A 25,840-nucleotide genomic window follows, 5' to 3' on the forward strand; every position below is an offset into this window, starting at 1 on the left:
GGACCCCGGAACAAGTCCGGGGTGACGTGGGGAGTGTTGGGCGCGCCCCGGCGGGTCACCGGAACCGCTCCTTCGCAATGTGCGTGATCCGGCAAGCCAGATCGGCCTCGCCGCCCGCGACGACATAATGATCGCCCGCATCCGCCACGCCGGTGGTGAAGGCGACCGGGGTGGGCAGATAGAGCTGGTGCGCGATCGGATCGGTCAGCGCCGGATTGGCCTCGATCAGCGGCACTTCGTCCTCGAGGCGGAGGATCTTCGAGGGCTCGTCCTTGTCGAGCAACGCCCAGAAGCTGCGATAGATGCCGACCGCGCCGCGCTTCTCGACGCCGTGATAGATCAGCATCCAGCCCTGAGGCGTCAGCACCGGCTGGCTGCCGCCGCCGATCCGCTGGGTGCTCGTCGTGCCCTTGCGCGCGCGGATGCCCGGCGTGTCGAGCGGCTTCCAGTGCAGCCCGTCGGGCGATTGCGCCATGTTGATCGACGGGCCGCCGAGCCACGGGCTGTCCTCGGGATAAGCGAAATAGCATTCGCCCAGCGGCCGGGTGAGCGCCATGAACTTGTCCGCGACCTTGCCTTCGAACAGGATCATGTCCTTGTTCTGATGATCGAGGACGATGCCGAGCAGTTCATAGTCGAGCCCGTTGGCCGAACGGTACATCGCGGTACAATGGCGCTCGGCCGAAACGCCGCAGGCGGTCATCCACCAGGTGTCGCCGACCCTGGTGATGCGGGCGTCCTCGACGCCGTAATCCATAAAGCCGGCACTGGGCTCGATCGCCTTGTCGTAATGGATCGCGACGATCGCGCGGCCCTGCGCGTCGAGCTCGACCGGGAGCAGCCACGACAGCGAGGTCAGCCCGAGCAATCGCGGGTTTCGGTCCTTGAGCGCGAACTGGCGCGGATCGTCCATGTCGATCTGGTGGACCGGATGGCGATCGAGGACATAGCCGGCGGGGGTCCAGCGGACGGCGCGGGCGTGATCGGTGTGCACCGGATCCTGCAGCGCCTCGGCGACGCGGACCATCAGCAGCAGATTGCCGTTCGGCAGCCGCGCGAAGCCGGGATTGAACGCGCCGAGCACATGGGTCGGTTCTTCCACTCCGCGTCGCAGCGGCGAGCGGGTCAGGTCGACATGATCGGGCGTGAAGATCAGATAGTCGTCATGATCGGGCATCTGCCCCCCTTGGTCAGCAGCCGGGAATTTGGCTCTCGCTTCCTTCGATCACGAAGCGGTCGCCACGACGAACGTATCGTTCGGCGAACGATCGGGTTCCCTCGTAGCGCACGATGAAGCTGCGATCGCGGACGATATCGGCGAAGCCGCCGGTCAGACTTTGCGGCGTGTCCTGCGCCACGCCGCTGTCATCGAAAGTCGTGACGATGCTCGCGAGGCTCGCCGGGCCGTTGGGGCGCAGCTCGATCAGGTCGGTCTGGCCGACGGTGCAGCCCTGCCACGTGCCACCGCCTTCGACGACCAGCACCGGCAGCGCCGCAAACTTGTCCGAGACCGACCATTTCGCGAGATCGCCGAAGCTGCCGCTGAGCGCGGCTTCGGGATATGCCCTGGCGAGCGCGAAGCCGCCGTCCTGCTCGCGCAGATAATAAGCGGCGATCACGCCACCCTCGGCATGCCCCGCATCGGGGACCTTGCCGTGGCGGAGCAGCACCGCGCCGAAGCCGGTATCGAGAAGCTTGTCGTCCCCGCCGAAGGCGTAGCGGCTATCGCCGGCGGGTACGACGTGCAGCGCGTCGGCGAGCCGCTGCGCAGGCGAGCGTGGCGCTGGAGTGGCGACTGCCTTCGCCCTGGGCTTGTGCGCGGGGGCTGGCGCCTTGACCGGCGTCGCGTCGCAGCCCGCGAGCAAAGCCGCCAGCGCCGCAACCAATGCCGATCCGCCGCGCGTCATCGCGCGTCGCGCAGCCGTTCATGGTGGCGAATCACTTCGTCGATGATGAAGCGCAGGAATTTCTCGGAAAATTCGGGATCGAGATCGGCCTGCTTCGCCAGACCGCGAAGCCGCGCGATCTGGGCTTCCTCGCGCGAGGGATCCGCCGGGGGCAGGCCATGCGTCGCCTTGTACGCGCCGACCGCCTGGGTGACCTTGAAGCGCTCGGCGAGCATGTGGATCAGCGCGGCATCGATATTGTCGATGCTCTGGCGGAAGCGGTTGAGCGTCTCGTCGGGCATGCGCCTCCTTTTGCGTGGCGCGCGACGCTACGCAAGCCTTGCCTTTGCCGCCGCCACGCGCCAGAGCCCCGCGGATGAGCGCCACCATCCATCGCCTGGGCCAAAAGCCCGAGCCGTCGCTGGAACCGATGCTGCAGCTGGTGGCGCATGACCTCAATCTGGTGAACGCGGTCATCCTCGACCGCATGCAATCGGACATTCCGCTGATTCCCGAGCTCGCCGGCCATCTGATCGCCGGCGGCGGCAAGCGCATGCGGCCGATGCTGACGCTCGCGAGCGCGCGGCTGCTCGGCTATTCGGGGACGCGGCACCACCGGCTCGCCGCGGCGGTCGAGTTCATCCACACCGCGACCCTGCTCCACGACGATGTCGTCGATTCGTCGGACCTCAGGCGCGGCAAGCGCACGGCCAACATCATCTGGGGCAATCCGGCGAGCGTGCTGGTCGGGGACTTCCTGTTCAGCCGCAGCTTCGAGCTGATGGTCGAGGACGGCAGCCTCAAGGTGCTCAAGATCCTGAGCAATGCCAGCGCGGTGATCGCCGAGGGCGAGGTCAACCAGCTCACCGCGGTGCGCCGGCTCGACATTTCCGAAGAGCGCTATCTCGACATCATCGGCGCCAAGACCGCGGCATTGTTCGCCGCCGCGTGCCGGATCGCCGCGGTGGTCGCCGAACGTTCGGAGTCCGAAGAGACCGCGCTCGACACCTATGGCCGCAATCTCGGCATCGCGTTCCAATTGGTCGACGATGCGATCGACTATATCTCCGACGCCTCGACGATGGGCAAGGATGCCGGCGACGATTTCCGCGAGGGTAAGATGACCCTGCCGGTGATCCTCGCTTACGCGCGCGGCGACGCGGCGGCGCGGGGGTTCTGGAAGGACGCGATTTCGGGCCGCCGGGTCTCGGACGAAGACTTTGCCGAGGCGATCGCCCTGGTGCGCGCCAGCCGCGCCGTCGACGACACACTCGCCCGCGCCCGGCATTACGGCCAGCGCGCGATCGACGCGCTCGCCGGGTTCGCGCCGGGGGCGGCGAAGGACGCGATGGTCGAGGCGGTCGAGTTCGCGGTGGCGCGGGCTTACTGAAGCCTACCGATACTCAACCTAAATTCCCTCTCCCCTTGATAGGGGAGAGGATAGCGCAGCTTGGCAGCTTGCTGCCTAGCGGAGGTTGGTGAGGGGTAGAGCGAGGCAAAGCCTCGCGCGGCTTCTGCGAAGCCGCTCACCCCTCACCCAGCGCCGACTAAAGGCCTTGCTTCGCAAGACCTAAGTCTGCGCAACCCTCTCCCCTCGAGGGGAGAGGGAAGCGTCGGTCAGAATGCCGCGCGGACGGTCAATTGGACCAGCGGGCCCGAATGCTCGCGCTCGATCTCATACTCGTCGAGATCGCCGGCCGCGCGGTTGTCGAGGATTTCCGCGAGCGTGTCGCCGTCATATTTGCGGAAATCCTCATATTTCACTCGATCGAGCAGATTCTGCGCCGAGAGGCGGACGACGAAATTCTCGCCGAAGCGCTTCTCGACAAAGGCTTCGAGATCGGGATCGTAGCGCAGGCGGATCGTCTCGTCGAAATTGCTCTCGGTAGCCGCGCTGCGGCCCGAGATCGTCGCGCCGAAGCTCACGCCCGCATTGCGCAGATTCTGGATGACGCCGAAATTATAGACATGGTGCGGCTGATTGTTGAACCGGCGCTTTTCGAGCGTGAACGGGTCGGTCGTCTCGCTGTCGAGCCAGGTGTAGTTAGCGAAGATGCCGGTGTCGGGCATGCCGAACAGAGTCAGCGGCGCCGACAGATCGAATTCGACTCCCCATGCCTTGCCGTCGCCGATATTCTGCGGCGTGAATGCGCGGCCTTCGTCATTGTCGGGGTTTTCGCCGAGCGAGACCAGCTCGATCAGGTTGCTGATGTCGCGATAGAAGAAGTTCACTCCGGCGATGCCGCTGCCGCCGATGCGATGCTCATAGCCGACATCCACGCCCCATGCGCGCTGGTTGCGCAGCGACGGGTTGCCGGTGATCACGTCATCGTCGCCGGGACCTTCGTCGGTGATCGGGCCGAGCAGATCATAGTCGGGACGGCGGATGGTGCGCGCCACCGATGCGCGGAACTGGCCGCCGCCGGTGGCATAGCGCAGGCTGAGCGAGGGATTGAGCAATTCGTCATTGTAGCGTGCCGAATCGGCGGTGCCGGTGATGTTGCGGCGGGTGATCTCGTAGCGCGCGCCGCCGTCCACGCTGAGCGGGCCGGCGTCGAAGCTCAGCCGGAGATAAGGCGAATAGCGATCCTCCTTGATCCGGAAGCTCTCGCTGAGAAAGGCGCCGTCGTTGAGGCCGTTGCGCTTCTTGAACAGGAAGTCCGAGCCGATCTTGACCTTGAGCCCGTCCTCCGCGCCGAACGCGCCGAACATGGTGGCGGTGAGTTCGGTGTCGGCGATGCGGATCGCTTCCTCGTCGTCGAGTTCGACATCGCCGAGATCGTCTTCGTTATCGCCGACGAACACCTTGGTGTCGGTATGGTCGCGGAACCTGTTCCACCCGCCGGCGAGGCCGAGTTCGAATCCGCCGAGCGGGATGCGCGCGTCGCCGGTGATCGCCCAGGTCTGCTGGCTGATCCGCTCTTGTTGGACCTCGACTTCGTCGAAATCGAGATCCGCATCCTCGAGCGTGACCGAGGTCTCGTCCTCGTCGCGATCGGTGTCGACGAAGAAGCCGTTGAGACGGATGCGGCCGCCCTCGCCGAACTGGTGGCTGATCTCGGCGCTGCCCGAGAAATCGGTGCCGTCGCGGGTGTCGCTCTGCGCCTCGAAATCGCTGAACTCGGGATCGCCGACATAGTTGCTGTCCTCGGGATTGCCGGGGAAGCTCTTGTCGTCGGTGCCGGGCTCGCCGCCGAAGCGGTACGACACCTTCTTCTTGGGATTGCGGCGCTTCTGGTAATTGAGCGCGACCCAGTAATCGGTCGCCGCGTCGATCTTGCCGGCATAAGCCAGCGCGCCCGACGGACGGATCACGCCGTCGCGGGTGTTGAGCAAGGCGCCGGCCTTGAGGAAGCCGCCCTCGAACGCCGCCGATTCCTTGGTGACGACGTTGAGCGTGCCGGCGATGCCGTCGCTCGGCTGATCGGGGCGCGGTGCGCGGACGATCTCGATCCGCTCGACCAGCTCGGCGGGAATGCGATCGACGAAGAAGCTGCCGTCGCTCTCGCCCCCCGGCGCGCGGCGGCCGTTGATCAGCACGTTGGTGAAGCCGCCCGGGAGCCCGCGGAACTGGACCTGGTCATATTCGAGCACGTCCGAGGTAAAGGTCGCGCCGGGGACGCGCTTGAGCATCTCGCCGACCGATACCGGCTCGAACTTCTGGAAATATTCGAGATCGTAGGACAGCACCGGATTGGTATCGGCGGTGCGGTTGCGGAAGAAAATCTCGCCGGTGACGATGATCTCATTGGCGCGCTGCTCCGCCTCGGGCTGGCTCTCGGCGACCGGCTGGCCGCTGTCCTGGGCATGCGCGGGTACGGCCGCGAGCAATGTCGCCAGCGCAGCCAGCGCCGACCCACGCAACAGGTGCGAAACAATCATGTCATTTTCCCCTTACAAAGGGGTCACCGACCCCCGCTCCCGGGGCGCTCAACAGGACGGATGTGAAGATGCGGGGAAAGCTCGGCTACAATTTCGTTACGGCGGCATTTCTTTTGGCCGGTTGCACACCGGCCACAGCCCCGCAGACGGTCGCCCCGGTATCTGAGTCATCGGCTTCTGCGCCTGCGACACCCGTTCCCGTGCCTGCGGCACCGACCGTCGAGGTGCCGGCGAGCGGCGAGACCGTAGCGGTCGCCACGCAGATGGCCGACGCCGCCGACGATCCGGCGATCTGGGCCCGCGCCGGGGGGGTGAATTTCGCGGGCAAGCATCACGACGGGATCATCCTCGGCACCGACAAAAAGGCCGGGCTCTATGTCTTCGGGCTCGACGGCCAGTCGCTGCAGTTCCTGCCCGAGGGGCTGCTCAACAATGTCGATTTGCGCAGCGAGGGCGACGGCTTCGTCGCCGGCGCGTCGGATCGCGGGCGGATGGGCGTCGCGCTCTATCGCTTCGCCGGCACCGGGGAGCTGGCGCCGGCGGGGTTCGTCAAGTCCGACGTGGTCGAGCCCTATGGCTTCTGCATGGGCCGGATCGACGGCGCGCTGATCGCGGTGCTGATCGCCAAGGACGGCGAGGTGCGCGAATATGCGCTCGCGCCGGGACCGGACGGCTTCACCGGCACCGAGCGGCGGCGCTACGCGGTGGGCTCGCAGTCGGAAGGCTGCACGGTCGATGATGCGAGCGGGGCGCTGTACATCGGCGAGGAGCTGAAGGGCGTGTGGCGCTATCCGTTGCGTGGCCCGGCGGGGACGCGGACCCTGGTCGCGGAGATCGGCGACGGTCGGCTGGTCGCCGATGTCGAGGGCACCACGCTGATCCGCGATCGCGGGCGCACCCTATTGCTGGTGTCGAGCCAGGGCGACAGCGCGTTCGCGGTGTGGGATGTCAGCGGCGCGGCGGGGGCGGAGCGCTATGTCGGGCGCTTCCGGGTCGCCGCGGCGGGGGCGGTCGATGCGGTGACCGGGACCGACGGCCTCGACGCGTGGACCGGCGCGATCGGGCCCTATGGCAGCGGACTGGTGGTGGTGCAGGACGACGTCAACGACGGCGGCGCGCAGAATTTCAAGCTCGTCGACTGGGCGCGTATTCGGGCCGCGCTCGGCTTGTGAGCGGGTGGCGGGCGTGTTGCATCGACACGCCCGCCGCGCCTCACTCTTCCTCTTCGGTCGCCGTGTCCTCGTCATCCACCCCGAGGACATCTTCCTCGTCATTGTCGAGCTGCTCCTCGATCGCCTCGACGATCAGGTCGAGTTGCTCGAAGCCGGCGGTGAATTCGATCGTCTCGCCATCTTCGTCCTCGAGGTGCAGCGTGTAGTCGCCGGCGCTGTCGGGGGTGATGGTGAACTGTGCCAGGGTCCGTGCCATGTCTCGTGCTCCTTAGGCTTCGATTGCGCCCAACCCCGGTTTGGGGAATTGGTTGCGCGCGATGACCGAGACTTTGCCGATCCACGCCGTTTTGCCCGAATTGCTCGCCGTCCTGCGCGATGCGAGCAACGCCGTGCTGGTCGCACCCCCCGGTGCCGGCAAGACCACCGCGGTGGCGCCGGCCTTGCTGCGCGAACCGTGGTGCAAGGGCGAAATCCTGTTGCTGTCGCCGCGCCGGCTGGCCGCGCGCGCCGCGGCCGAGCGGATGGCGGCGCTTGCCGGGGAGCCGGTGGGCAGGACCTTCGGCTATGCCACGCGGATGGACAGCAAGCGATCGGCGGCGACGCGCGTGACGGTGGTCACCGAGGGGATCTTCGTCAATCGGATCCAGAGCGACCCCGAACTCGCGGGCATCGCGGCGGTGTTGTTCGACGAGGTCCATGAGCGCAGCCTCGACGCGGATTTCGGGCTGGCGCTGGCGCTCGACGCGCAGGCGGCGCTGCGCCCCGATTTGCGCCTCGTCGCGATGTCGGCGACGCTCGACGGGGCGCGCTTCTCGGGGCTGATGGGCGACGCTCCGGTGGTGGAGAGCGAGGGGCGCAGCTGGCCGCTGACGTTGCGCCATCTCGGCCGCGCCGCCGAGGCGCGGATCGAGGATAGCATGGCCGCGGCGGTGCGCATTGCGTTGCGCGAGGAAGCGGGCGGGGTGCTCGCCTTTCTGCCGGGGGTGGCCGAGATCGAGCGAACCGCCGAGCGGCTGAGCGGGCTGGACGGCCTCGCGCTGCACCGGCTGCACGGCAGCATGGAGCCCGCCGCCCAGCGCGCGGCGATCGGACCCGATTCCGAGGGGCGCCGGAAAGTCGTGCTGGCAACCTCGATCGCCGAGACTTCGCTGACGCTCGACGGGATCCGCGTGGTGGTCGATTCGGGGCTGGCGCGGCGGCCGCGCTACGATCGCGCCGCGGGAATGACGCGCCTGGTCACCGAGCGGGCGAGCCAGGCGGCGGTGACCCAACGCGCCGGACGCGCGGCGCGGCAGGGGCCGGGCGTGGCCTATCGGCTGTGGGAGGAAGCGGCGACCGCGGGCCTGCCGCGCTTCGATCCGCCCGAGATCCTCGAAGCCGATCTGTCGGCGCTGATGCTCGATTGCACCTTGTGGGGCGTCACGGATCCGCGCGACCTGGCGTGGCTCGATCCGCCGCCCGAGGCTGCGGTGAACGAGGCGCGGCGGCGGCTGACATTGCTCGAGGCGCTCGACGGCGATGGCCGGCCGACGCCGCACGGCAAGGCGATCGCGCGGCTGCCGCTGCCGCCGCGGCTCGGGCACATGCTGGTGCGGGCCGGCGAGATGGGCCTCGCGAAGATTGCGGCCGAGGTCGCGGTATTGCTCGGCGAGCGCGGGCTGGGCGGGAACGACGCCGATCTCGAACTGCGGCTGCGGCGCTGGCGGAGCGAGCGCGGGCAACGCGCGGAGAATGGGCGAAGGCTGGCGGAGAGATGGGCCAAACTTCTCCCTCTCCCCGGAGGGGAGAGGGGCAAGAGCCGCGAACTCCCCGCACTGCCCCTCTCCCAACCCTCTCCCCGAGGGGGAGAGGGCTTTGCGTTGGCCATTTGCATCGCGCTGGCTTTTCCCGACCGCATCGCCAAGCGGCGCGACGGCAGCGGCGAGAGCTGGGCCTCGGTCGGCGGGCGCGGGTTCCGGCTCGATCCTGCGTCGCCGCTGGCGCGCGCCGAATGGCTCGCGGTCGCCGAGACGCAGGGCATGGCGGCGGGGGCGCGGATATTGTCGGCGGCCGAGATCGACTATGCGACGATCGAGGCGCTGTTCGGCGACCGCATCGAGACCCGGCGCAGCGCGCATTTCGACGCCGCCACCGGCCGGGTCGAGGCAGTGCGCGAGCGGCGGCTGGGGGCGCTGCGGCTGTCCTCGGGCCCCGACAGCGGACCGGTGGACAGTGCGGCCTTGCTGCTTGAGGCGGTACGCGCGCAGGGGCTCGGCTTGCTGCCCTGGTCCGAAGCCGCGCAGGCGCTGCGATCGCGGGCGCGGTTCGCGGGGATCGCGGCGCTGGAGAACGAAGCGCTGCTCGCCGGGCTCGACGACTGGCTGCCGCCCTTGCTCGACGGCAAGCGCCGGTTCGATGCGGTGGCGCCCGAGGGGCTGACCGAGGCGCTGCGCAACCTGCTCGGCTGGGACGGGCAAAAGACGCTCGACCGACTCGCGCCGGCGCGGCTCGAAACGCCGGCCGGATCGAGCCATGCGATCGATTACGGCGCCGAGGCCGGGCCGACCGTCGAGGTGCGGGTGCAGGCCCTGTTCGGGCTGGCCGAGCACCCCGTGCTGGGGGACGGCACGCCTTTGGTGCTCAGCCTCACCTCGCCCGCCGGCCGGCCGATCCAGACGACGCGCGACCTGCCGGGCTTCTGGAAGGGGAGCTGGGCGGCGGTGGCGAAGGAAATGCGCGGGCGCTATCCGCGGCATCCCTGGCCCGAAGACCCGGCGAGCGCTTCGGCGACGTTGCGCACCAAAAAGGCTGATGCAAGAAACGCCGCCGCGCGTTAGAGGCGGAGCAACCCGCTTGGAGGCACCCGTGAAGACCGCCCGTATCTATCAGCGCCCGAAGAACGCGATGCAATCGGGGCGCGCCCGCACCGATCTGTGGATGCTCGAATTCGAGCCGCGCATCGCGCAGCAGCCCGATCCGCTGACCGGCTGGAACGGCGGCGGCGACACCTCGAACCAGGTCCGCATCGGCTTTCCGACGCTCGAGGCCGCCAAGGCCCATGCCGAGCGCGAGGGCTATGCCTATCACGTGGTGCCGGCGCCGGAACGCAAGCTCAAGCTGCAGGCGTACGCCGACAATTTCCGGTGAACCCGGCGGAGCTGCTCGACGCGTGGATCGCGGCGTTCAACGCCGCCGATCCCGACGCGCTCGCCGCGCTCTACCATGACGACGCAATCAACCATCAGGTGGTGCGCGAGCCGGTGACCGGGCGCGCCGCGATCCGGGCGATGTTCGCCGCCGAGTTCGCGGCGCGGGAAATGACCTGCATCCCCGAGAACAAGTTCCGCGACGGCGACTGGGCGATCCTCGAATGGCGCGACCCGAGCGGGCTGCGCGGCTGCGGCTTCTTCCGCGTGGTCGACGGGCGGATCGCCTTCCAGCGCGGCTATTGGGATTCGGCTTCGTTCGGCTGAGCGGGCGGAGGCGTGCGATCGGCCCGACGCCGGCTTTGCTTGACACGGTTGACACGAAAACGGGTTGGCAGCGCGCCCGGTTGACACGGTCGTCGCGGCATCATGGCGGGGTTTCGCAGGGGGGGCATCCGGTGCGGCAGGGTGCGACGGGAAGGCGCGCGCTCGGGCCCTGCGGTTGCTGCGGTTGACACGTAGACGCCTCGCCTCGGTTGACACGATGCCGATGGTCGCCTCGGCCTGAAGGAACTTGACGCCGGGGATCCGTCGCGCCGCCTGACGCCATCCGCGCTTGGCGCCTGAGCGACGCTTGCGATCGAACGACAAAGTCAAAGAGCGGACCCGCTGCGAGTCGTTTGCGTCGGCGTATCAGGCGAAATCCTATTTTGGTAGCGAGGCGGCGGCGGGCCGGGGGGATGGGCCCGGATCGGTGCGGTTTCTTTGGCTGCGCTTCGTGCGGGTGCGGTGCCGAGGAAATGCGCCGGGGTTTCAGGAGAGTTCGAAGCCTGTTAGATTCGAGCAGAGATGACCCGCGAGAAATCCCTATTTGACGAGAGCGACCCGTCTGCCGAGGCTGCCGCCGATGCGCGCGCCGATGCCGATGTGGCGGCGGGGCGGGTAGTGCGCCATGATGCGGTGAAGCGCTGGATCGCTTCGCTGGGAACGGAAAGGCCGTTGCCGCGTCCCAAAGCCGGCGCCTAGCTTGCGCCGCATCGTCTGGACCGACGAGGCGATCGATCATCTCGAAGCGATTATGGCGTATGTGCGGGCGTTCAATCCGCCCGCGGCGGACCGGCTGGGTGAAAGGCTCATCGCCGTGGCGGATAGCTTGTCAGAGTATCCGGAGCGCGGCCGCGACTCGGGCCATGGCCGGCGGGAGATGACCACCGTCTGGGCGTATGTGCTGCGTTACCGTGTGGACGGCGACGCCGTGATCATCCTGCGGAGCCTGCATGGTGCGCGAGGTGAAGAAGCCTAGGTGGGTTGCCGCTGCGAGAAATGGCTCAAGCTCTGGCGGCGCGAGTGGAAGCGCAATCTGATCGAGCGGCAGAATCCGGCGTGGAGCGACCTTGCGGTGGGGCCGGGGCTCGAGCCGCAGCGCAGTGGACCCCGGCACGATGCCGGGGTGACGGATGTGGCAGGCCTAGCCGTTCGATGTACTAAAGAGAGGCCCGGCATCCCTGTGGGTCGCATGGCGGCGACGTTCCTCGTCGTGGAGCATGGCACTATGTAGAATGGCGTAAGATTCCGCTACATCAGCTGATAAATCATCATAGGAAATCAGGTCGGCTTCAGAGCAGGGGATCGGTTTTATTTCTCGCGAATGGGTGTCCTGATAGCGCCAGATCTCCCGACGCAAATCTCGGAAATCGGGATAGTTTACGCGAAAACGCTGATGCATCATGGACCCTACAAAGCGAGAGCCGCGCGTGGTTAGCGGACCAGTGCGCCGAAGGTCAGGAAAGGCTACGCAAGCTACGCCTTCGAAGCGCATTATTAGCGGCATTCCAAACTCGTAAGCATGGCCGAAGGCCAACGTGATCGGTCGAACGGAAAGACGTTCTGCACTCAGCTTCCGCGCGGTAGCGAAGCTATGCGTCGCGCGGGCGACGGCCAGATTCATTTTAAGCAGAGTTGGATCACCTTTGCAGGCCTTCGCAACCGCCTCTTCAAGCTTGCCGAGAGGCGTCGCGCCTTGATCCTCAAAGAAGAATGGGAACTGCTCATTGAGGGCGTCTCCCGCTGTCGATCGGAAAGGCTCGTAAGATCCGATGATGCGCTTAGGCTTAATAATTGCCTCAATTCGTGCCCGCTTCGCTTCCACGGGAAGAAAAGACATATTCGCCAAGTCGGTTTCAGTGAGGCGGCGACTCTTCATGAGGTTCTCCAACACTAGGGTTCTTGCCAACCGAGACCTTATGAAATCGGAATTTATCCTTTATATTCTGCTCTGTTATTCGCATTCCATAGGTCCGCGTGCCATCGAATTGTCGGGTCAGCGCATCCCAAGGAGAGCCTCTCGCGTGGGATAGGTCCACTAACCGCCCCGCCGACAACTTTAAGTATGGAAGCGTCACCTCATTTATAAAACTGCATAGTTGCGCATTATCAGGGATATCCACAGGAATCTGACGTCCGCTGAGGAGATCGCGCCGGGTGGCGGGTTCGATAAGAGGGCGAGATCCTTGGTCTTTAAAAGAGTCGTATATGAGAGGGTGTACTGGGCCATACTGCCAAGCTTCAAAATACCCATCAAGAAGCGGTTCGTCATTCTCAACCAAAAACCGGCCGTGAATAAAGTACAGTATTTTCTGTAAACTTAAATTTGTGACTGGCCGTTGATGATCAACGGCCAGTTTAATTATCAAATTTGCTACACTCCTAGGGTCGAGTGGCATCACTCCGCCGCAATCCCCGCCTTCGCGAACATATCCCCTTCGCCGCCCGCGGCATCCTCGTTCGCCACCGGCAGCACCTTGGCCTTCTGGCGCTTGTCGAACGAATCCCACACTTCGTTCCAGTTGCCCCGCGTCGCGCCCTTCGAATATTCGGTCGCGCGCTGTTCGAAGAAATTGGCGTGCTCGACGCCGTTGAGCAAAGGCGCGAGCCAGGGGAGGGGGTGCTCGTCGATCAGGTAGATCGGCTTCATGCCGAGCTGGCCGAGGCGCCAGTCGGCGATGTAGCGGATATACTTCTTGATCTCCTTGGGGGTCATGCCGTTGACCGGGCCCTGCTCGAAAGCGAGGTCGATGAACGCGTCCTCGAGGCGGACGGTGGTCTGGCACTGGTCCATGATCGCCTCGCGCACCGATTTGGTCAGGCAGTCGCGCTCCTTCACGAAGGTGTGGAACAGCTTGATGATGCCCTCGCAATGGAGGCTCTCGTCGCGGACCGACCAGCTGACGATCTGGCCCATGCCCTTCATCTTGTTGAAGCGCGGGAAGTTCATCAGCATCGCGAAGCTGGCGAACAGCTGGAGCCCCTCGGTGAAGCCGCCGAACATCGCCAGGGTCTTGGCGATGTCCTCGTCGGTGTCGACGCCGAACTGCTGCAGATAATCGTGCTTGTCCTTCATCTCGCTATATTCGAGGAACATGCCGTATTCGCTCTCGGGCATGCCGATCGTGTCGAGCAGATGGCTGTACGCGGCGATGTGCACCGTCTCCATGTTGGAGAAAGCGGCGAGCATCATCTTGATCTCGGTCGGCTTGAACACCCGGCCGTATTTCTCGTGATAGCAATCCTGCACCTCGACATCGGCCTGGGTGAAGAAGCGGAAGATCTGGGTGAGCAGGTTGCGCTCGTGATCCGACAGCTTCTGCGCCCAGTCGCGGCAATCCTCGCCGAGCGGAACCTCCTCGGGCAGCCAGTGGATCTGCTGCTGGCGCTTCCAGAATTCGAACGCCCAAGGATATTCGAACGGCTTGTAGGTCTTGCGGGCTTCGAGAAGAGGCATGGAACGGCTCCAACAACAATCTGGTAATAGAGAAAAAGGGTTCAGGAATCGACCGGATCGATCTGGTCGACAACGCAAGCAGAGCCGGCGGCCTGATCGACGTAGATCGTGAAATTCTTCCTGCCTGTCCCCCAATAGGTCAGAAACACGCTGATCATGGCTGAGCTGGATTGCGGGACCAGCATCCAGCCATAGGAGGAAGTGCCGCAGAGCGTCGGGATGCGACCATCGTCCATCCGCATCATGAGTCCGGCGTTGGTCGACGTGATGTCGACGACCCGGCCGGAGATATAGCCGGTATAGGGGTCGCTGGCCTGTGCGGCGGGCGCGGCGAGGACGGCGAGCAGTGCCGGTGCCAAGACGCGAAATGCCTTCATGATACAGCCCCTGTAGTGACGAAGACCGCGGCAAAGCCGCCGAGGAACAGGCCCAGGGCGAACAGCATCATCCCGGCGATGCGCAGCGCGTAGCCGGTTGCCGGCGCGTCGGGCAGGCGCAAGGCGGCGCGGGTCAGCGACGGGCGGACCAGCGTCGCCAGTCCGAGCGCTCCCGCGGCGCCGGCCAGCCCGGCCATCAAGGCGAGGCTGCGCGTCATTCGTGGTCGATCACCCGGCCGCGCGGCTCGCGGATCACCCGGTCGCGATAGACGACTTTCCGCCCGCGATTGGCGCCGACCCCGAACACCACGATGCCGAGGAAATAGCCGAAATCATACCAGCCGCCATTATTGGGCACGGCATAGACCGCGACGTCGGGCATCACGAGGCTGAGGAACCACGCCACCGGGAAGATGAAGCCGTGCCACAGCCCGAGCAGGAAGCCCGGCGCCTGCGGGCTCACGCCGCTGCTCACTTGCGTCGCGCAGGCGGCGAGCAGCATCAGCGCGGCGAGGGCGGCACTGTTACGCAAGCGGATCATTTCCAGTCTCCTGCATCGTTCGCGGCTCTGGTGCGTTGCCGAGCCGAACCAAACCAAGGAGCGACCCCATGACCGACACCAGTGCGATCAAGGAACATATGGAAGTGATCGGCGCCGACGGCGTCCATGTCGGCACCGTCGACCATGTCGAGGGCGAGCGGATCAAGCTGACCAAGAAGGATTCGGGCGCCGAGATCGAGGGCGCCGAGGGCGCGCATGCCGGGCACCACCACTATATCTCGCTCGGGCTGGTCGCCGGGGTCGAGGGCGATCAGGTCCGGCTGAGCGCCAATGCCGACGTGGCGGTGAGCTTCGAGGAAGAGGAAGCGGGCTGAATTCACTTCCCCTCTCCCTGCGGGAGAGGGGCAAGCCGCGTAGCGGCGCGGGGTGAGGGCGAGCGGGATGAATATGCCTTGCAATCACCCTCGCCCTTCCCACCCGGCTTCGCCGGGCGGGCCCCTTCCCTCTCCCGGAGGGAGAGGGAGACATGGGCGATCACGCCTTCGATATTTCCCCGCACATCATGGTTCGAGAACCGGAGCACGCGATAGCCTTCGCTTTCGAGGACGCGCGTGCGGGCGTCGTCATATCGTTCCGCCTCCGCATGCGTATCGCCATCGACTTCGATCACCAGAGCTTCCGAAAAACAGAGAATGTCGGCGTAGAACGGGCCGACCGGGGCTTGATGCCGCCATTTGAGCGTTGGAAAGGCTTCACGCAGCGCCCGTAGCAGGCGGCGTTCGGGCGGGGATGCGTCGCGGCGGAGCTGTTGCGCGCAAGAGACCGTTCCCGACGGCCGATTCCGATAGAGGCGCATCACCATCGCCCTCACCCTTCCGCCGCTGCGCGGCTCCCTCCCTCTCCCAGAGGGAGAGGGACCTTACCTCACTGGCACGCCAGACATTCGTCATAGTCCGTGCTCTCGCCGAGGTTGAACTGCGGCTTTTCGAGGGTGTTGTCGGCCTCGACGCCGCCCGCGAAGCCGGCGCGCTGGACCGACTTCGAGCGGAGATAGTAAAGCGACTTGATGCCGAGCTCCCATGCGCGGAAGTGGAGCATCAGCAGGTCCCATTTCTCGACATCGGCCGGGATGAACAGGTTCAGCGACTGGGCCTGATCGATGTACGGCGCGCGATCGCCGGCGAGCTCGAGCAGCCAGCGCTGGTCGATCTCGAAGCTGGTCTTGTAGCAGTCCTTCTCTTCCTGGCTGAGGAAGTCGAGATGCTGGACGCTGCCGCCATTCTCGAGGATCGAATTCCACACCGCGTCGGAATTCTTCGACTTCTCCCTGAGCAGTTTCTCGAGATAGGGATTCTTGACCGAGAAGCTGCCCGACAGGGTCTTGTGGGTGTAGATGTTGGCCGGAATCGGCTCGATGCACGCCGAGGTGCCGCCGCAGATGATGCTGATCGACGCGGTCGGCGCGATCGCCATCTTGCAGCTGAACCGCTCCATCACCCCCATGTCGGCGGCGTCGGGGCACGGGCCGCGCTCGACCGCGAGCTGCATCGAGGCCTCGTCGACCTGGCTCCTGATCTGCTTGAACATGCGCAGGTTCCACGATTTGGCCATCGCGCCTTCGAAGGCGATGCCGCGCGCCTGGAGGAAGGAGTGGAAGCCCATCACGCCGAGCCCGACGCTGCGCTCGCGGCTGGCCGAATACGCGGCCTTTTCCATGCCTGGCTCGGCGCGCTCGATATAATCGGTCAGGACATTGTCGAGGAAGCGCATCACGTCCTCGACGAGACCCTTCTCGTCCTTCCACTGGTCCCACGTCTCGAGGTTGAGCGACGACAGGCAGCAGACCGCGGTGCGATCGTTGCCGAGATGGTCCTTGCCGGTGGGCAGGGTGATCTCGCTGCACAGGTTCGAGGTCGACACCTTGAGCCCGAGATCGCGGTGATGCTTGGGCATGTTCGAGTTCACGTGATCGCTGAACACGATGTACGGCTCGCCGGTGGCGAGGCGGTTCTCGACCAGCTTCTGGAACAAGGCGCGGGCATCGACCTTGCCGCGCTCGGACTGGTCCTTGGGGCTGCGCAGGATCCATTCGGCACCGTCGCGGACGGCGTGCATGAACGCGTCGGGGATGAGCACGCCGTGATGGAGGTTCAATGCCTTGCGGTTGAAGTCGCCCGAGGGTTTGCGGATCTCGAGGAACTCCTCGATCTCGGGATGCGAGATGTCGAGATAGCAGGCGGCCGAGCCGCGGCGCAGCGAGCCCTGCGAGATGGCGAGGGTGAGCGAATCCATCACCCGGACGAAGGGGATGATGCCCGAAGTCTTGCCGTTGAGGCCGACCGGCTCGCCGATTCCGCGGACATTGCCCCAATAGGTGCCGATGCCGCCGCCGCGCGAGGCGAGCCAGACATTCTCGTTCCATGTGTCGACGATGCCGTTGAGGCTGTCGGGCACCGAATTGAGGAAGCAGGAGATCGGCAGGCCGCGGCCAGTTCCCCCGTTCGACAGGACCGGGGTGGCGGGCATGAACCACAGCTTCGAAATGTAATCGTAGATGCGCTGGGCGTGCGCGGCATCGTCCGAATAGGCCGAGGCGACGCGGACGAACAGGTCCTGATAAGTCTCGCCGGGGAGCAGATAACGGTCGCGCAGGGTCTCCTTGCCGAACTCGGTGAGCAGCGCGTCGCGCGAATGATCGACCTCGAGCGTGTAGAGCTGCGGCGCGACCGCGCGGGTGTCCTGGTCCTTGCGCGGCTTCGCCCTGGTCTCGGCGGGGATGGCTTCGGCGATATCGTTCACGCTGTTTTCCGTGTCCCTGAATTCCATGGCATCCGACCCTTTTCTCGACTCTGCACGCGCCTCCTTCCAGGAGGCGGGAGTGCGACTCGGGGCGGCTCGGCGATGGTAGTCATCGTCGTGGCGCAGCGCGAGAACAAAAAATGAACTCGGCGCCGGCCGCCGGGCACGACAGAGCCCGTTCCGTATATGGGTATACGGTTGGGTCTCTACCAGTGCTTGAGCATGCCCCTCAGCGTTACCACTACAGATTGTGCCAAAGCGAGTCCCGGCACAAGGGGTTAAATCACGCTTTAACCAAACGATTCGTCGCTAAAATGACTCGGCTCGCAGACGCTCGCGAAGTGCTGCGGTGCCGCGACGCATGGTCAATCCTCGCGTCCGCCAAAGGCAAGAGAACACAGCACGAACTGCAAAAATTTTCTCGGGGAGGAATCGGTGGACACTATGGGTGGTGTTCGGCGAGGGCGCGACGAGCGAGTGATCGAGGGCGATCGCAACCACGGCCGTCACCCCGGCCTTGTGCCGGGGGCCACCGCGCCGCCAGCCACTGTCGCAGCGGCTCGAGCCCCATCTCACTGCAAGGCTTGTCCAGATCCCGCCGCGCCAAGGCGGTCCACCGGCCGCGGCCGGCGCGTCGCGATGCGTGCACAACCTCGTTTTTCTGCACCACGGACCCCGGAACAAGTCCGGGGTGACGATGAGGGGGCGAGCGATGGCCGGGGTCCGGTGCAGCTAGCCTGAACCGCGCTCCGCCCCCGCCAGCTCGCGATACGCCGCCTGCAGCCGGTCGGCGACCGAGGGGCCGGGCGGGGGCGTGGCGCCGAGATGGGTGGCGCGGAGCTCGGCCATGAAGCGCTCCCACATTTCCGGGCCGCCCTCCTCGAGCAACCGGTTGCGGATCGCGAGCTCGGGGGTGACCGGCAGATGCTTGCGGCCCCAGGCGCCCATCGTCACCAGCAAGGGCAGCAGCTGGATCGCCTTTTCGGTGAGGCTGTAGAGCGTCTTCTGCTTGTGGCTGGGATCATCGGCGCGGCTGATCAGCCCCGCCGCCTCGAGCCGCTTCATCCGATCGGCGAGGATGTTCGAGGCGATCCCTTCCGTGGATTCGCGCAGCAGCACGCGGAAATGGCGGCGATTGCCGAACATCATGTCGCGGACGATCACGAGGCTCCAGCGATCGCCGAGCACCTCCAGCGCGAGATTGATCGGGCACCCCGAACGCGGCTCGTCCATGACGCTCTCCCAAAAACCGCTTGCAAGTTAGGATCAGTTTGCGTAGTTCGCAACTGGTTGCATAACGCAAGCAGTCAGGAGAAGGGAAATGACGACGGTTCGGGTGAGCGCATTCAGCATTTCGACCGATGGGTTCGGTGCCGGTGTGGAGCAGGGGCTCGACAACCCGCTCGGGCGGCGCGGCGAGGAACTGCATCATTGGGCGTTCGGGACGCGCACCTTCCGCGGAATGTTCGGCGAGGAAGGCGGATCGGACGGCGTCGACGAAAGCTATGCGGCGCGGAGCATGGCCGGACTGGGCGCGTGGATCATGGGGCGCAACATGTTCGGGCCGGTGCGCGGCGCATGGCCGGACGATAGCTGGAAGGGCTGGTGGGGCGACAACCCGCCGTATCACGTGCCGGTGTTCGTGCTGACCCACCACGCCCGGCCGCCGATCGAAATGGAAGGCGGCACGGTGTTCCACTTCGTCACCGACGGGATCGAGAGCGCGCTCGCACAGGCGCGCGCCGCGGCGGGCGAGCGCGACATCCGCATCGGCGGCGGGGTGGCGACGATCCGCGAATATCTGGCCGCGCAATTGCTCGACACGCTGCACCTGGCGGTGGCGCCGGTGCTGCTCGGGCAGGGCGAAGCGCTGTTCCACGGGCTCGACCTGAATGCGCTCGGCTATCATGTCGCCGAGCAGGTGGCCGGCGAGAATGCAGTGCATCTGACGATCGCGCGTCGCGCCTGAGGGGCGGGGGGATCGTTCCCCCCGCTGCCGCTTTATGTCGCTATGGCAACGGGCGGCACATCCGAAGACGCGTGGCAGCCCGCGCCGCACGAACGCTCGCCGATGCCCGGATCGCCGCCGACGCCGTGGCATCCGCCGGCGCGGCGCGTCGCCTATGCCGCGGTCGGCGCATTGGTGGTGATGGCGGGGGCGCTGGGCAACGGCATCGTCACGGCCAATCTGCTCAATCTGCAGGGCGCGCTGGGGCTATACCAGGCTGAGATCCAGTGGCTGCCGACGGTCTATGTGATGACCAATGTCTGCGCCAACATGCTGCTGATCAAATTCCGCCAGCAATTCGGCATCAGGCTGTTCGCGCAGATCTTCCTGATCGGGTTCGTGCTCACCACCGGGGCGCATCTGTTCGTCCACAGCTTCTGGTCGGCGGTCGCGGTGCGCGCGTTCAGCGGGATCGCGGCGGCTGCGCTGAGCACGGTGGGGCTGCTCTATTTCATCCAGGCGGTGCCCGCGAAGCACCGGCTCAAGGGGCTGGTCGCGGCGATCTCGCTGCCCCAGCTCGCGGTGCCGCTGGCGCGGCTGTTCCCCAGCGAGGCGTTCGAGCCCGACCGCTGGCAGACCCTGTATCTGTTCGAGCTGGGGCTCGCTTTGCTCTGCCTCGCCGGGGTGCGGCTGCTCGCGCTGCCGCCGGTCGAGCGGCTCAAGGTGTTCGAGCCGATGGATTTCGTGAGCTTCCCGTTGTTTGCGGGAGGCATGGCGTTGTTGTGCGCGGTGCTCGGCATGGGCCGGACCTTGTGGTGGTTCGAGGCATGGTGGATCGCGCCGGCGCTGATCGCGGCGCTGGTGCTGATCCCGATCGCAGTGGTCATCGAGCATTACCGCGCCAATCCCTTGCTCAACACACGCTGGCTGGGGAGCGGCGACATTCTTCGCTTCGCGCTGGTCGCGATCCTCGTGCGAGTCGTGCTTTCCGAACAGAGCATCGGCGCGAGCGGGCTGCTCACCGTCGTCGGCATGGGGCCGGACCAGCTGCGCGGGCTCTATCTGGTGGTGCTGCTCGCGACCGCGGCAGGCGGACTGGTCAGCGCGCTGACCATCGACCCGACCTTTCTCGGCCGGCCGATCCTGATCGCGCTGGCGCTGATCGCCTTGGGGGCGTGGCTCGATTCCGCCTCGACCAACCTCACCCGGCCGCACGACATGTATTGGAGCCAGGCGCTGCTCGGCTTCGCCGGCGCGCTGTTCATCGGCCCGGCGATGCTGGTCGGGCTGACCCGCGCGCTGCAGCAGGGGCCGACCCATTTCGTCAGCTTCTCGGCCTTGTTCGGGATCACCCAGAATCTCGGCGGGCTGTTCGGATCGGCGATGCTCGGCACCTTTCAGGTGGTGCGCGAGCGCGCGCACAGCGCCGAGATCACTGCGGGGCTCAGCCTCGCCGACCCTTTGGTCGCGCAGCGCGTGGAGCAGAATGCCGGCGCCTATGGCCGGGTGCTGAGCGATCCCGCGCTGCGCCACGCCGAGGGCGCGGCGATATTGGCGCAACAGGCGAGCCGCGAAGCCAATATCCTCGCTTATAACGACGTCTTCCTGCTGATCGCGGCGATCGCCCTCGGCACGATCGTCTGGGCGTCGTTCCACATTTTCCGCGTGCGCCGCGAGAATCTCGCGTGCATCGCGGCAGCGGCAGGAGCAGCGAATGGCCGATCGTAACCCGCCGCCGGCCGAGGCAGCGCCGGCAGCGCCAGCCTCTCCCGCCACGACCGAAGGCGCGGACCCGCCGTCCGCGCCCGAGGCACAGCGCTGGAATCCGCCGCGGCCGAAGCCGGCCGCGTTGGTGGTGCTGGCGCTGATCCTCGTCGCCGGACTGGTCGCGATCCTCGCGGCGTGGCGGATCTGGCCGTTCGCGGGGACGACCCAGTCGACCGAGAACGCCTATGTCCGCGGGCAGGTGACGATCGTCAGCCCGCAAGTGAGCGGCTATGTCACGCAGGTGCCGGTGCAGGACTTCGCCGCGGTGAAGGCGGGCGACGTGCTCGCACGGATCGACGACCGGATCTATCGCCAGCGCGTCGCGCAGGCGCGGGCGAATGTCGCCAATGCGCAGGCGTCGCTGGCGAACAATCCGCAACAGGCGGCTGCGCGTGCGGCGACCTTCGGGTCGCAACAGGCGGGGGTCGACGCCGCGCGGGCGCAACTGATCCGCGCGCAGGCGGACAATGCCCGGATCGAGGAACTGGCACGGCAGGGCTTCGTCGCCAATCGCGAGCGCGACGCCAGCCGCGCGGCGCTGCGTCAGGCGCAGGCCGATCTGCGTCAGGCCGAGGCGGCGCGGACGGTGGCGCAGGAGGATGTCCGCAGCGTCGCGGTCGGCCGGGGCGGGCTGCAGGCGAGCGTCGAGGGCGCCGCGGCGGCGCTGCGGCTGGCGGAGATCGACCTCGCCAACACCGTGATCCGCGCGCCGGTGGCCGGGGAACTGGGCGAGATCGGGGTACGGCAGGGGCAATATGTCACGGCCGGCACGCAATTGATGGCGCTGGTGCCGCATCAATTCTGGGTGATCGCCAATTTCAAGGAAGCGCAGACCGCGAAGATCCGCCCCGGCGCGGTCGCGCGGTTCAAGGTCGATGCGCTGGGCGGCGCGCGGCTGACCGGACGCGTCGAGCAATTGGCGCCGGCCGCGGGATCCGAGTTCGCAGTGATCCGGCCCGACAATGCCAGCGGCAATTTCGTCAAGGTGCCGCAACGGATCGCGGTGCGGATCCGGATCGATCCGGACCAGGAGATGGCGGCGCGGCTGCGCCCGGGGATGTCGGTCGAGGCCGAGGTCGAGCTGGCAGAGTAGGCAGGCCGCCTTCCGCACCCTATGTCACCCCGGGCTTGTGCCGGGGTCCACCGCGCCGCGCCGGCTGCCTTCCGTTGACGGTTCTTCGATTGCCGCCCGGTGGACCCCGGAACAAGTCCGGGGTGACGATGAAGGGGGCCTTGAGCCTGTCGCCTCAGCCACTTAGGCTGATGCCTCCAAGCTGGGGGATGCGAATGAAGACGGGGTTGTTGGCGGCGCTGGCGCTGGCGGCGGGCGTTCCGGCATCGGCGCAGGAGATCGTGATCCGCGAGCTGCCTTCGGCGGTGGCGGCGTTCGAGGAGAAGTCGATCGACGATCTGCAGGCGATGATGGCGCGCGGCGAGCGGTCCAGCGCGCAGATCACCGAGCTCTATATCGAGCGGATCAGGATGCTCGACCAGAGCGGTCCGACCCTGCGTTCGGTGATCGCCGTCAGTCCGAATGCGCTCGAACAGGCGCGGGCAAGCGACGCGCGGCGCAAGGCGGGCAAGCTCCGCGGACCGCTCGACGGCGTGCCGGTGCTGATCAAGGACAATATCGACACGAAGGAATTGCCCACCACCGCAGGCAGCCTCGCGCTCGCGGAGAACCGCACCGGCCGCGATGCCCCAATGGTCGCGCTGCTGCGCGCGCAGGGCGCGGTGATCCTCGGCAAGACCAATCTCAGCGAATGGGCGAACATCCGTTCGAACAATTCGATGAGCGGGTGGAGCGCGGTCGGCGGGCTGGTGAAGAACCCCTATGCGCTCGATCGCACCGCGTGCGGCTCGTCGAGCGGATCGGGCGCGGCAGTGGCGGCGAGCCTCGCGGCGGTTGCGGTGGGGACCGAGACCGACGGGTCGGTGGTGTGCCCCGCGGCGATGAACGGGCTGGTCGGATTGAAGCCGACGCTCGGGCTGGTCAGCCGCACTTATGTCGTGCCGATCAGCCATAGCCAGGACACGCCGGGGCCGATGGCGCGGACGGTCAAGGATGCGGCGATCCTGTTCTCGGCGATGGTCGGCAGCGATCCGCAGGATGCGGCGACCAAAAGCGCCGACAAATATCGCAAGGATTATGCCGCGGGATTGTCGGCGGACGCGCTGCGCGGGATGCGGCTCGGCTATTGGAAGCCCGAGATGGACCGCGAGCTCGCCGCGCGGTTCGACAAGGCGCTCGACCAGCTGCGCGCTGCCGGGGCGATCCTCGTCGAAGTGAAGATGCCCGAATTGAAGGGTCTCGGGGAGGCCGAGGGCGAAGTGCTGTACACCGAGCTCAAGGACGATCTCGCCGCCTATCTCGCGACCACGCCGGCAGCGGTGAAGGTGCGCACGCTGGCGGACGTGATCGCGTTCAACGAGGCGCACAAGGATGCGGAGATGCCGTTCTTCGGGCAGGAGAGCTTCGTCCGGGCCGAGAAGACGCGCGGCGTCAAGGACCCCGAATATCTCGGCGCGCGCGCGCGATCGGCGCGGCTCGCGGGGCCCGAGGGGATCGATGCGATGCTCAGGGCGGCGAATGCGCAGATCCTCGTCACTCCGACCTATGGCACGCCGTGGCTCAGCGATCCCGCGCACGGCGACCAGTATACCGGCCCGTCGGCGAGCCAATTGCCCGCAATCTCGGGCTATCCGCATCTGACCGTGCCGATGGGGCTGGTCGAGGGCGGGCTGCCGGCCGGCCTGTCGTTCATCGGCACGGCGTATGCCGACGAATTGCTGCTCAAGGCGGGCTATGGCTGGGAGCAGGCGACGCAGGCGCGGGTGCCGCCGCGCTATCTGCCGAGCGCGCCCGCCGAGCTGGGGCCGCGCAAGCCCTGATTACTTGCCGTCGAGCTCGAGCAATTCCTCGCGGACATGGATCGCGCCGAGCGACATGCGGACCTCGATCAGGAAATAGATCAGGCAGGTCATCAGCAGCAGCATCGAGATGACGAAGGCGACCGCGACGATCGCGCCGACATGCAGCCCGAACAGCCGCGAGACGAACATCAAGGCCACCACGAAGCAGGTGGCGAGCGCGCTGGAGACGCACAGGAAGATCGCATTGTTGATCACCGAGATGCGCTTGTCGATCAGCCGCAGCTCCCAGACATGGCGATCGTGCTCGGGCCCGGTCGAGCGCGGATGGATCTCCTCGAGGTTGCGCGCACGATCGACGATGCGGGCGAGACGGGCGACCATCACGTTGAGGATCGCGCCGATGCCGGCGAGCAGGAACACCGGCGCGATCGCGCTCTGGATCGTGTCGGCGACGGTGGAAAGATAGGGTCCTGCCATCATCGGCCCTGTATGCCGGGCTCGCGCGCCGACGGGAAGCCGCTTACGGACTTCTACCGGTTGGTAACCGATCGGGGCGTAGGAAAGCGGGATGACCAAGCCGATGCCGCTCGATGAATTCACGCGCCTGCCGCCGATGCTGTCGGTCGAATGCGTCGACGGGCTCGCGGCGGGGATCGATCAGGTCGCGGCGCACGCGGCGCCGTCGCACCGTTTCCTGCGCTACGGCTGGTTCGCCGCGGCGCTGCAGGCCTATGGCGGCGCGGCGCGGACCCTGACCGTCGCCCGCGAAGGCGAACCCGCGGCGGCATTGCCGGTCACGCGCACGGGGCCGGGCTGGCTGGGGCTGGCGAGCGTGCCGGGCTGCTATTGGCCGTTCCGCAGCTTTCCGGTGTGCGGCGATGCGGGGGTCGAGGTCGGCGAGGCGTTGCTGGCGCGACTGTCGCGCGAAGCCAATGCGCTGCGGATCGGCCCGGTCTATGACGGCGATCCGGGGCTCGAACTGCTCCGCCAGGCCGCGGCGGCGAGGGGCTGGGCGGTGCTCGACCGCTTCGTCGCCGACAGCTTCCTGCTCGACATCGCGGCGCTGCAGGGCGAGGGGACCTGGCCGCGCAATTCGACGCTGCGGAAGAACCGTTTTCATGAGAAGCATCTCGGCGGGCATGGCGAACTCGACTGGGGTTTCGTCTCGGGCTCGGACTGGGACGAGGCGAGCTTCGACGCCCTTGCCGAGATCGAGCGCAAGAGCTGGATCGCGGCGCGGACCGATGGCTCGGATGCCAAATTCACCCGCGAGGGCCATGGCGGCTTCTGGCGCGCGGCTGCCGCCGATCCGGTGGTCGCCGACATGATGTGGGCGGCGGTGCTGCGGGTCGACGGCGCGCCCGCGGCCTTTTCGTTCGATCTGAACGCCGGTGCGCTGAAATATGCGATCGCCAACAGCTACCACCCGGTTTTCGCCAAGCATTCGCCGGGGAAGCTGCTTTACTATCGCAACCTCGTCCGCGGGATCGAGGACGGCATCCGGACCGTGGATTGGGGCGCCGGCGACAGCGGCTACAAGCAAGTGATCGGCGCCGCGCGCGGCCCGGCGATCCGCGACTGGCTGTTCGTGCGGCCGGGACTGCCGGCGCTTGCCGGGAGGATGCTGCGCGGGGTTTGGCGGCGGAGTGGGCATCAGCAATCGTCCGTCACCCCGGCCGAAGGGCCGGGGTCCACTGGGCCGCACACTACAGACTAGAGGCGCTATG

Annotated in this window: 28 protein-coding genes; 13 read left to right on the forward strand and 15 right to left on the reverse strand. The window is 66.6% G+C overall.

Features of this window, described 5'->3' with window-relative positions; all coding sequences use genetic code 11:
- Positions 1 to 55 precede the first annotated feature (55 nt).
- From Q9Q95_RS12510 to Q9Q95_RS12520, 3 genes are read right to left on the reverse strand one after another with little or no spacing between them, the layout of a single operon-like run.
- Positions 56 to 1,177 carry a glycosidase gene (locus Q9Q95_RS12510; RefSeq protein ID WP_306097461.1) on the reverse strand — a complete coding sequence of 374 codons (1,122 nt, stop codon included), beginning with the start codon at positions 1,175 to 1,177 and terminating at the stop codon, positions 56 to 58.
- Positions 1,178 to 1,190: 13 nt separating this feature from the next.
- Positions 1,191 to 1,907 carry a hypothetical protein gene (locus Q9Q95_RS12515; protein WP_306097462.1) on the reverse strand — a complete coding sequence of 239 codons (717 nt, stop codon included), beginning with the start codon at positions 1,905 to 1,907 and terminating at the stop codon, positions 1,191 to 1,193.
- Positions 1,904 to 2,188 carry a chorismate mutase gene (locus tag Q9Q95_RS12520; protein ID WP_306097463.1) on the reverse strand — a complete coding sequence of 95 codons (285 nt, stop codon included), beginning with the start codon at positions 2,186 to 2,188 and terminating at the stop codon, positions 1,904 to 1,906. Before Q9Q95_RS12520 ends, Q9Q95_RS12515 begins: the two co-directional genes overlap by 4 nt.
- A 74-nt stretch (positions 2,189 to 2,262) precedes the next feature.
- Here Q9Q95_RS12520 and Q9Q95_RS12525 point away from each other — a divergent pair, with 74 nt between their 5' ends.
- A complete protein-coding gene (locus tag Q9Q95_RS12525) occupies positions 2,263 to 3,276 on the forward strand; it encodes a polyprenyl synthetase family protein (RefSeq protein WP_306097464.1) in 1,014 nt (337 codons plus the stop codon).
- 227 nt (positions 3,277 to 3,503) lie between these two features.
- Here the strand turns inward: Q9Q95_RS12525 and Q9Q95_RS12530 are convergent, their stop codons facing one another.
- Positions 3,504 to 5,768, reverse strand: coding sequence for a TonB-dependent siderophore receptor (locus Q9Q95_RS12530; protein ID WP_306097465.1), 2,265 nt, complete (start codon positions 5,766 to 5,768; stop codon positions 3,504 to 3,506).
- A gap of 200 nt (positions 5,769 to 5,968) precedes the next feature.
- Between Q9Q95_RS12530 and Q9Q95_RS12535 the strand changes: the two genes are divergently transcribed.
- On the forward strand, positions 5,969 to 6,940 hold the full coding sequence (locus Q9Q95_RS12535) for a phytase (protein WP_306097466.1): 972 nt from the start codon (positions 5,969 to 5,971) through the stop codon (positions 6,938 to 6,940).
- 40 nt (positions 6,941 to 6,980) lie between these two features.
- On the opposite strand, the gene Q9Q95_RS12540 is transcribed toward Q9Q95_RS12535, so the two are convergent.
- Positions 6,981 to 7,196: a hypothetical protein gene (locus tag Q9Q95_RS12540; protein ID WP_306097467.1), complete on the reverse strand. Its 216-nt coding sequence runs from the start codon at positions 7,194 to 7,196 to the stop codon at positions 6,981 to 6,983.
- Positions 7,197 to 7,257: 61 nt separating this feature from the next.
- Here Q9Q95_RS12540 and hrpB point away from each other — a divergent pair, with 61 nt between their 5' ends.
- The 5 genes from hrpB to Q9Q95_RS12565 all read left to right on the forward strand — a co-directional run bounded on the left by hrpB (position 7,258) and on the right by Q9Q95_RS12565 (position 11,368).
- Positions 7,258 to 9,756, forward strand: a complete 2,499-nt coding sequence (gene hrpB, locus Q9Q95_RS12545) for an ATP-dependent helicase HrpB (protein WP_306097468.1) — start codon at positions 7,258 to 7,260, stop codon at positions 9,754 to 9,756.
- A gap of 28 nt (positions 9,757 to 9,784) precedes the next feature.
- Positions 9,785 to 10,066 (forward strand): ETC complex I subunit, encoded by a 282-nt coding sequence (locus Q9Q95_RS12550; RefSeq protein WP_306097469.1) that lies wholly within the window; start codon positions 9,785 to 9,787, stop codon positions 10,064 to 10,066.
- Complete coding sequence (locus Q9Q95_RS12555; protein WP_306097470.1) at positions 10,063 to 10,392, forward strand: nuclear transport factor 2 family protein; 330 nt, start codon at positions 10,063 to 10,065, stop codon at positions 10,390 to 10,392. The genes Q9Q95_RS12550 and Q9Q95_RS12555 overlap by 4 nt, the downstream gene beginning before the upstream one ends.
- A 522-nt stretch (positions 10,393 to 10,914) precedes the next feature.
- Complete coding sequence (locus Q9Q95_RS12560) at positions 10,915 to 11,091, forward strand: CopG family transcriptional regulator (protein WP_306097471.1); 177 nt, start codon at positions 10,915 to 10,917, stop codon at positions 11,089 to 11,091.
- A 1-nt stretch (position 11,092) separates the two neighbouring features.
- Entirely contained in the window at positions 11,093 to 11,368 is a 276-nt protein-coding gene (locus Q9Q95_RS12565) for a type II toxin-antitoxin system RelE/ParE family toxin (RefSeq protein WP_306097472.1), read from the forward strand.
- 165 nt (positions 11,369 to 11,533) lie between these two features.
- On the opposite strand, the gene Q9Q95_RS12575 is transcribed toward Q9Q95_RS12565, so the two are convergent.
- From Q9Q95_RS12575 to Q9Q95_RS12595, 6 genes are read right to left on the reverse strand one after another with little or no spacing between them, the layout of a single operon-like run.
- On the reverse strand, positions 11,534 to 12,268 hold the full coding sequence (locus tag Q9Q95_RS12575; RefSeq protein WP_306097660.1) for a hypothetical protein: 735 nt from the start codon (positions 12,266 to 12,268) through the stop codon (positions 11,534 to 11,536).
- Entirely contained in the window at positions 12,246 to 12,788 is a 543-nt protein-coding gene (locus Q9Q95_RS21215; RefSeq protein ID WP_371876759.1) for a Panacea domain-containing protein, read from the reverse strand. Before Q9Q95_RS21215 ends, Q9Q95_RS12575 begins: the two co-directional genes overlap by 23 nt.
- Positions 12,788 to 13,846: a ribonucleotide-diphosphate reductase subunit beta gene (locus Q9Q95_RS12580; protein WP_306097473.1), complete on the reverse strand. Its 1,059-nt coding sequence runs from the start codon at positions 13,844 to 13,846 to the stop codon at positions 12,788 to 12,790. The genes Q9Q95_RS21215 and Q9Q95_RS12580 overlap by 1 nt, the downstream gene beginning before the upstream one ends.
- 41 nt (positions 13,847 to 13,887) lie before the next feature.
- Positions 13,888 to 14,223, reverse strand: a complete 336-nt coding sequence (locus tag Q9Q95_RS12585) for a hypothetical protein (protein ID WP_306097474.1) — start codon at positions 14,221 to 14,223, stop codon at positions 13,888 to 13,890.
- Positions 14,220 to 14,441 carry a hypothetical protein gene (locus tag Q9Q95_RS12590; protein WP_306097475.1) on the reverse strand — a complete coding sequence of 74 codons (222 nt, stop codon included), beginning with the start codon at positions 14,439 to 14,441 and terminating at the stop codon, positions 14,220 to 14,222. Before Q9Q95_RS12590 ends, Q9Q95_RS12585 begins: the two co-directional genes overlap by 4 nt.
- A complete protein-coding gene (locus tag Q9Q95_RS12595) occupies positions 14,438 to 14,764 on the reverse strand; it encodes a hypothetical protein (protein WP_306097476.1) in 327 nt (108 codons plus the stop codon). Before Q9Q95_RS12595 ends, Q9Q95_RS12590 begins: the two co-directional genes overlap by 4 nt.
- Before the next feature lie 68 nt (positions 14,765 to 14,832).
- Here Q9Q95_RS12595 and Q9Q95_RS12600 point away from each other — a divergent pair, with 68 nt between their 5' ends.
- Complete coding sequence (locus tag Q9Q95_RS12600) at positions 14,833 to 15,099, forward strand: DUF2171 domain-containing protein (protein WP_306097477.1); 267 nt, start codon at positions 14,833 to 14,835, stop codon at positions 15,097 to 15,099.
- A gap of 2 nt (positions 15,100 to 15,101) precedes the next feature.
- Here the strand turns inward: Q9Q95_RS12600 and Q9Q95_RS12605 are convergent, their stop codons facing one another.
- The 3 genes from Q9Q95_RS12605 to Q9Q95_RS12615 all read right to left on the reverse strand — a co-directional run bounded on the left by Q9Q95_RS12605 (position 15,102) and on the right by Q9Q95_RS12615 (position 18,757).
- Positions 15,102 to 15,587, reverse strand: coding sequence for an endonuclease domain-containing protein (locus Q9Q95_RS12605; RefSeq protein ID WP_371876752.1), 486 nt, complete (start codon positions 15,585 to 15,587; stop codon positions 15,102 to 15,104).
- Positions 15,588 to 15,649: 62 nt separating this feature from the next.
- Positions 15,650 to 17,551: a ribonucleoside-diphosphate reductase subunit alpha gene (locus Q9Q95_RS12610; protein ID WP_306097478.1), complete on the reverse strand. Its 1,902-nt coding sequence runs from the start codon at positions 17,549 to 17,551 to the stop codon at positions 15,650 to 15,652.
- A 705-nt stretch (positions 17,552 to 18,256) separates the two neighbouring features.
- Entirely contained in the window at positions 18,257 to 18,757 is a 501-nt protein-coding gene (locus tag Q9Q95_RS12615) for a helix-turn-helix domain-containing protein (RefSeq protein WP_306097479.1), read from the reverse strand.
- 88 nt (positions 18,758 to 18,845) lie between these two features.
- Between Q9Q95_RS12615 and Q9Q95_RS12620 the strand changes: the two genes are divergently transcribed.
- The 4 genes from Q9Q95_RS12620 (at position 18,846) to Q9Q95_RS12635 (ending at position 24,131) form a co-directional block, all read left to right on the forward strand.
- Positions 18,846 to 19,493 (forward strand): dihydrofolate reductase family protein, encoded by a 648-nt coding sequence (locus tag Q9Q95_RS12620; protein ID WP_306097480.1) that lies wholly within the window; start codon positions 18,846 to 18,848, stop codon positions 19,491 to 19,493.
- Between the two features lie 102 nt (positions 19,494 to 19,595).
- Complete coding sequence (locus Q9Q95_RS12625) at positions 19,596 to 21,200, forward strand: MFS transporter (protein WP_306097481.1); 1,605 nt, start codon at positions 19,596 to 19,598, stop codon at positions 21,198 to 21,200.
- Positions 21,187 to 22,332, forward strand: a complete 1,146-nt coding sequence (locus Q9Q95_RS12630; RefSeq protein ID WP_306097482.1) for an HlyD family secretion protein — start codon at positions 21,187 to 21,189, stop codon at positions 22,330 to 22,332. The genes Q9Q95_RS12625 and Q9Q95_RS12630 overlap by 14 nt, the downstream gene beginning before the upstream one ends.
- Before the next feature lie 188 nt (positions 22,333 to 22,520).
- Entirely contained in the window at positions 22,521 to 24,131 is a 1,611-nt protein-coding gene (locus tag Q9Q95_RS12635; protein WP_371876753.1) for an amidase, read from the forward strand.
- Here the strand turns inward: Q9Q95_RS12635 and Q9Q95_RS12640 are convergent, their stop codons facing one another.
- Positions 24,132 to 24,590: a DUF2721 domain-containing protein gene (locus Q9Q95_RS12640; RefSeq protein ID WP_306097657.1), complete on the reverse strand. Its 459-nt coding sequence runs from the start codon at positions 24,588 to 24,590 to the stop codon at positions 24,132 to 24,134.
- 91 nt (positions 24,591 to 24,681) lie between these two features.
- Between Q9Q95_RS12640 and Q9Q95_RS12645 the strand changes: the two genes are divergently transcribed.
- Positions 24,682 to 25,830, forward strand: a complete 1,149-nt coding sequence (locus Q9Q95_RS12645) for a GNAT family N-acetyltransferase (protein WP_306097484.1) — start codon at positions 24,682 to 24,684, stop codon at positions 25,828 to 25,830.
- Positions 25,831 to 25,840: the final 10 nt, after the last annotated feature.

This window comes from Sphingomonas sp. DG1-23 (assembly GCF_030730875.1).
GTDB lineage: Bacteria > Pseudomonadota > Alphaproteobacteria > Sphingomonadales > Sphingomonadaceae > Sphingomonas.

Coding starts and splice junctions, on each gene's coding strand:
- Q9Q95_RS12635 (WP_371876753.1), top strand. CDS start 22,521: ATGCGAATGAAGACGGGGTTGTTGGCGGCGCTGGCGCTGGCGGCGGGC.
- Q9Q95_RS12575 (WP_306097660.1), bottom strand. CDS start 12,268: ATGAAGAGTCGCCGCCTCACTGAAACCGACTTGGCGAATATGTCTTTT.
- Q9Q95_RS12620 (WP_306097480.1), top strand. CDS start 18,846: ATGACGACGGTTCGGGTGAGCGCATTCAGCATTTCGACCGATGGGTTC.
- Q9Q95_RS12580 (WP_306097473.1), bottom strand. CDS start 13,846: ATGCCTCTTCTCGAAGCCCGCAAGACCTACAAGCCGTTCGAATATCCT.
- Q9Q95_RS12630 (WP_306097482.1), top strand. CDS start 21,187: ATGGCCGATCGTAACCCGCCGCCGGCCGAGGCAGCGCCGGCAGCGCCA.
- Q9Q95_RS12520 (WP_306097463.1), bottom strand. CDS start 2,188: ATGCCCGACGAGACGCTCAACCGCTTCCGCCAGAGCATCGACAATATC.
- Q9Q95_RS12625 (WP_306097481.1), top strand. CDS start 19,596: ATGCCCGGATCGCCGCCGACGCCGTGGCATCCGCCGGCGCGGCGCGTC.
- Q9Q95_RS12530 (WP_306097465.1), bottom strand. CDS start 5,768: ATGATTGTTTCGCACCTGTTGCGTGGGTCGGCGCTGGCTGCGCTGGCG.
- Q9Q95_RS12595 (WP_306097476.1), bottom strand. CDS start 14,764: ATGATCCGCTTGCGTAACAGTGCCGCCCTCGCCGCGCTGATGCTGCTC.
- Q9Q95_RS12525 (WP_306097464.1), top strand. CDS start 2,263: ATGAGCGCCACCATCCATCGCCTGGGCCAAAAGCCCGAGCCGTCGCTG.
- Q9Q95_RS12515 (WP_306097462.1), bottom strand. CDS start 1,907: ATGACGCGCGGCGGATCGGCATTGGTTGCGGCGCTGGCGGCTTTGCTC.
- Q9Q95_RS12585 (WP_306097474.1), bottom strand. CDS start 14,223: ATGAAGGCATTTCGCGTCTTGGCACCGGCACTGCTCGCCGTCCTCGCC.
- Q9Q95_RS12540 (WP_306097467.1), bottom strand. CDS start 7,196: ATGGCACGGACCCTGGCACAGTTCACCATCACCCCCGACAGCGCCGGC.
- Q9Q95_RS12600 (WP_306097477.1), top strand. CDS start 14,833: ATGACCGACACCAGTGCGATCAAGGAACATATGGAAGTGATCGGCGCC.
- Q9Q95_RS12590 (WP_306097475.1), bottom strand. CDS start 14,441: ATGACGCGCAGCCTCGCCTTGATGGCCGGGCTGGCCGGCGCCGCGGGA.
- Q9Q95_RS12560 (WP_306097471.1), top strand. CDS start 10,915: ATGACCCGCGAGAAATCCCTATTTGACGAGAGCGACCCGTCTGCCGAG.
- Q9Q95_RS12605 (WP_371876752.1), bottom strand. CDS start 15,587: ATGGTGATGCGCCTCTATCGGAATCGGCCGTCGGGAACGGTCTCTTGC.
- Q9Q95_RS21215 (WP_371876759.1), bottom strand. CDS start 12,788: ATGCCACTCGACCCTAGGAGTGTAGCAAATTTGATAATTAAACTGGCC.
- Q9Q95_RS12645 (WP_306097484.1), top strand. CDS start 24,682: ATGACCAAGCCGATGCCGCTCGATGAATTCACGCGCCTGCCGCCGATG.
- hrpB (WP_306097468.1), top strand. CDS start 7,258: ATGACCGAGACTTTGCCGATCCACGCCGTTTTGCCCGAATTGCTCGCC.
- Q9Q95_RS12615 (WP_306097479.1), bottom strand. CDS start 18,757: ATGGACGAGCCGCGTTCGGGGTGCCCGATCAATCTCGCGCTGGAGGTG.
- Q9Q95_RS12610 (WP_306097478.1), bottom strand. CDS start 17,551: ATGGAATTCAGGGACACGGAAAACAGCGTGAACGATATCGCCGAAGCC.
- Q9Q95_RS12640 (WP_306097657.1), bottom strand. CDS start 24,590: ATGGCAGGACCCTATCTTTCCACCGTCGCCGACACGATCCAGAGCGCG.
- Q9Q95_RS12510 (WP_306097461.1), bottom strand. CDS start 1,177: ATGCCCGATCATGACGACTATCTGATCTTCACGCCCGATCATGTCGAC.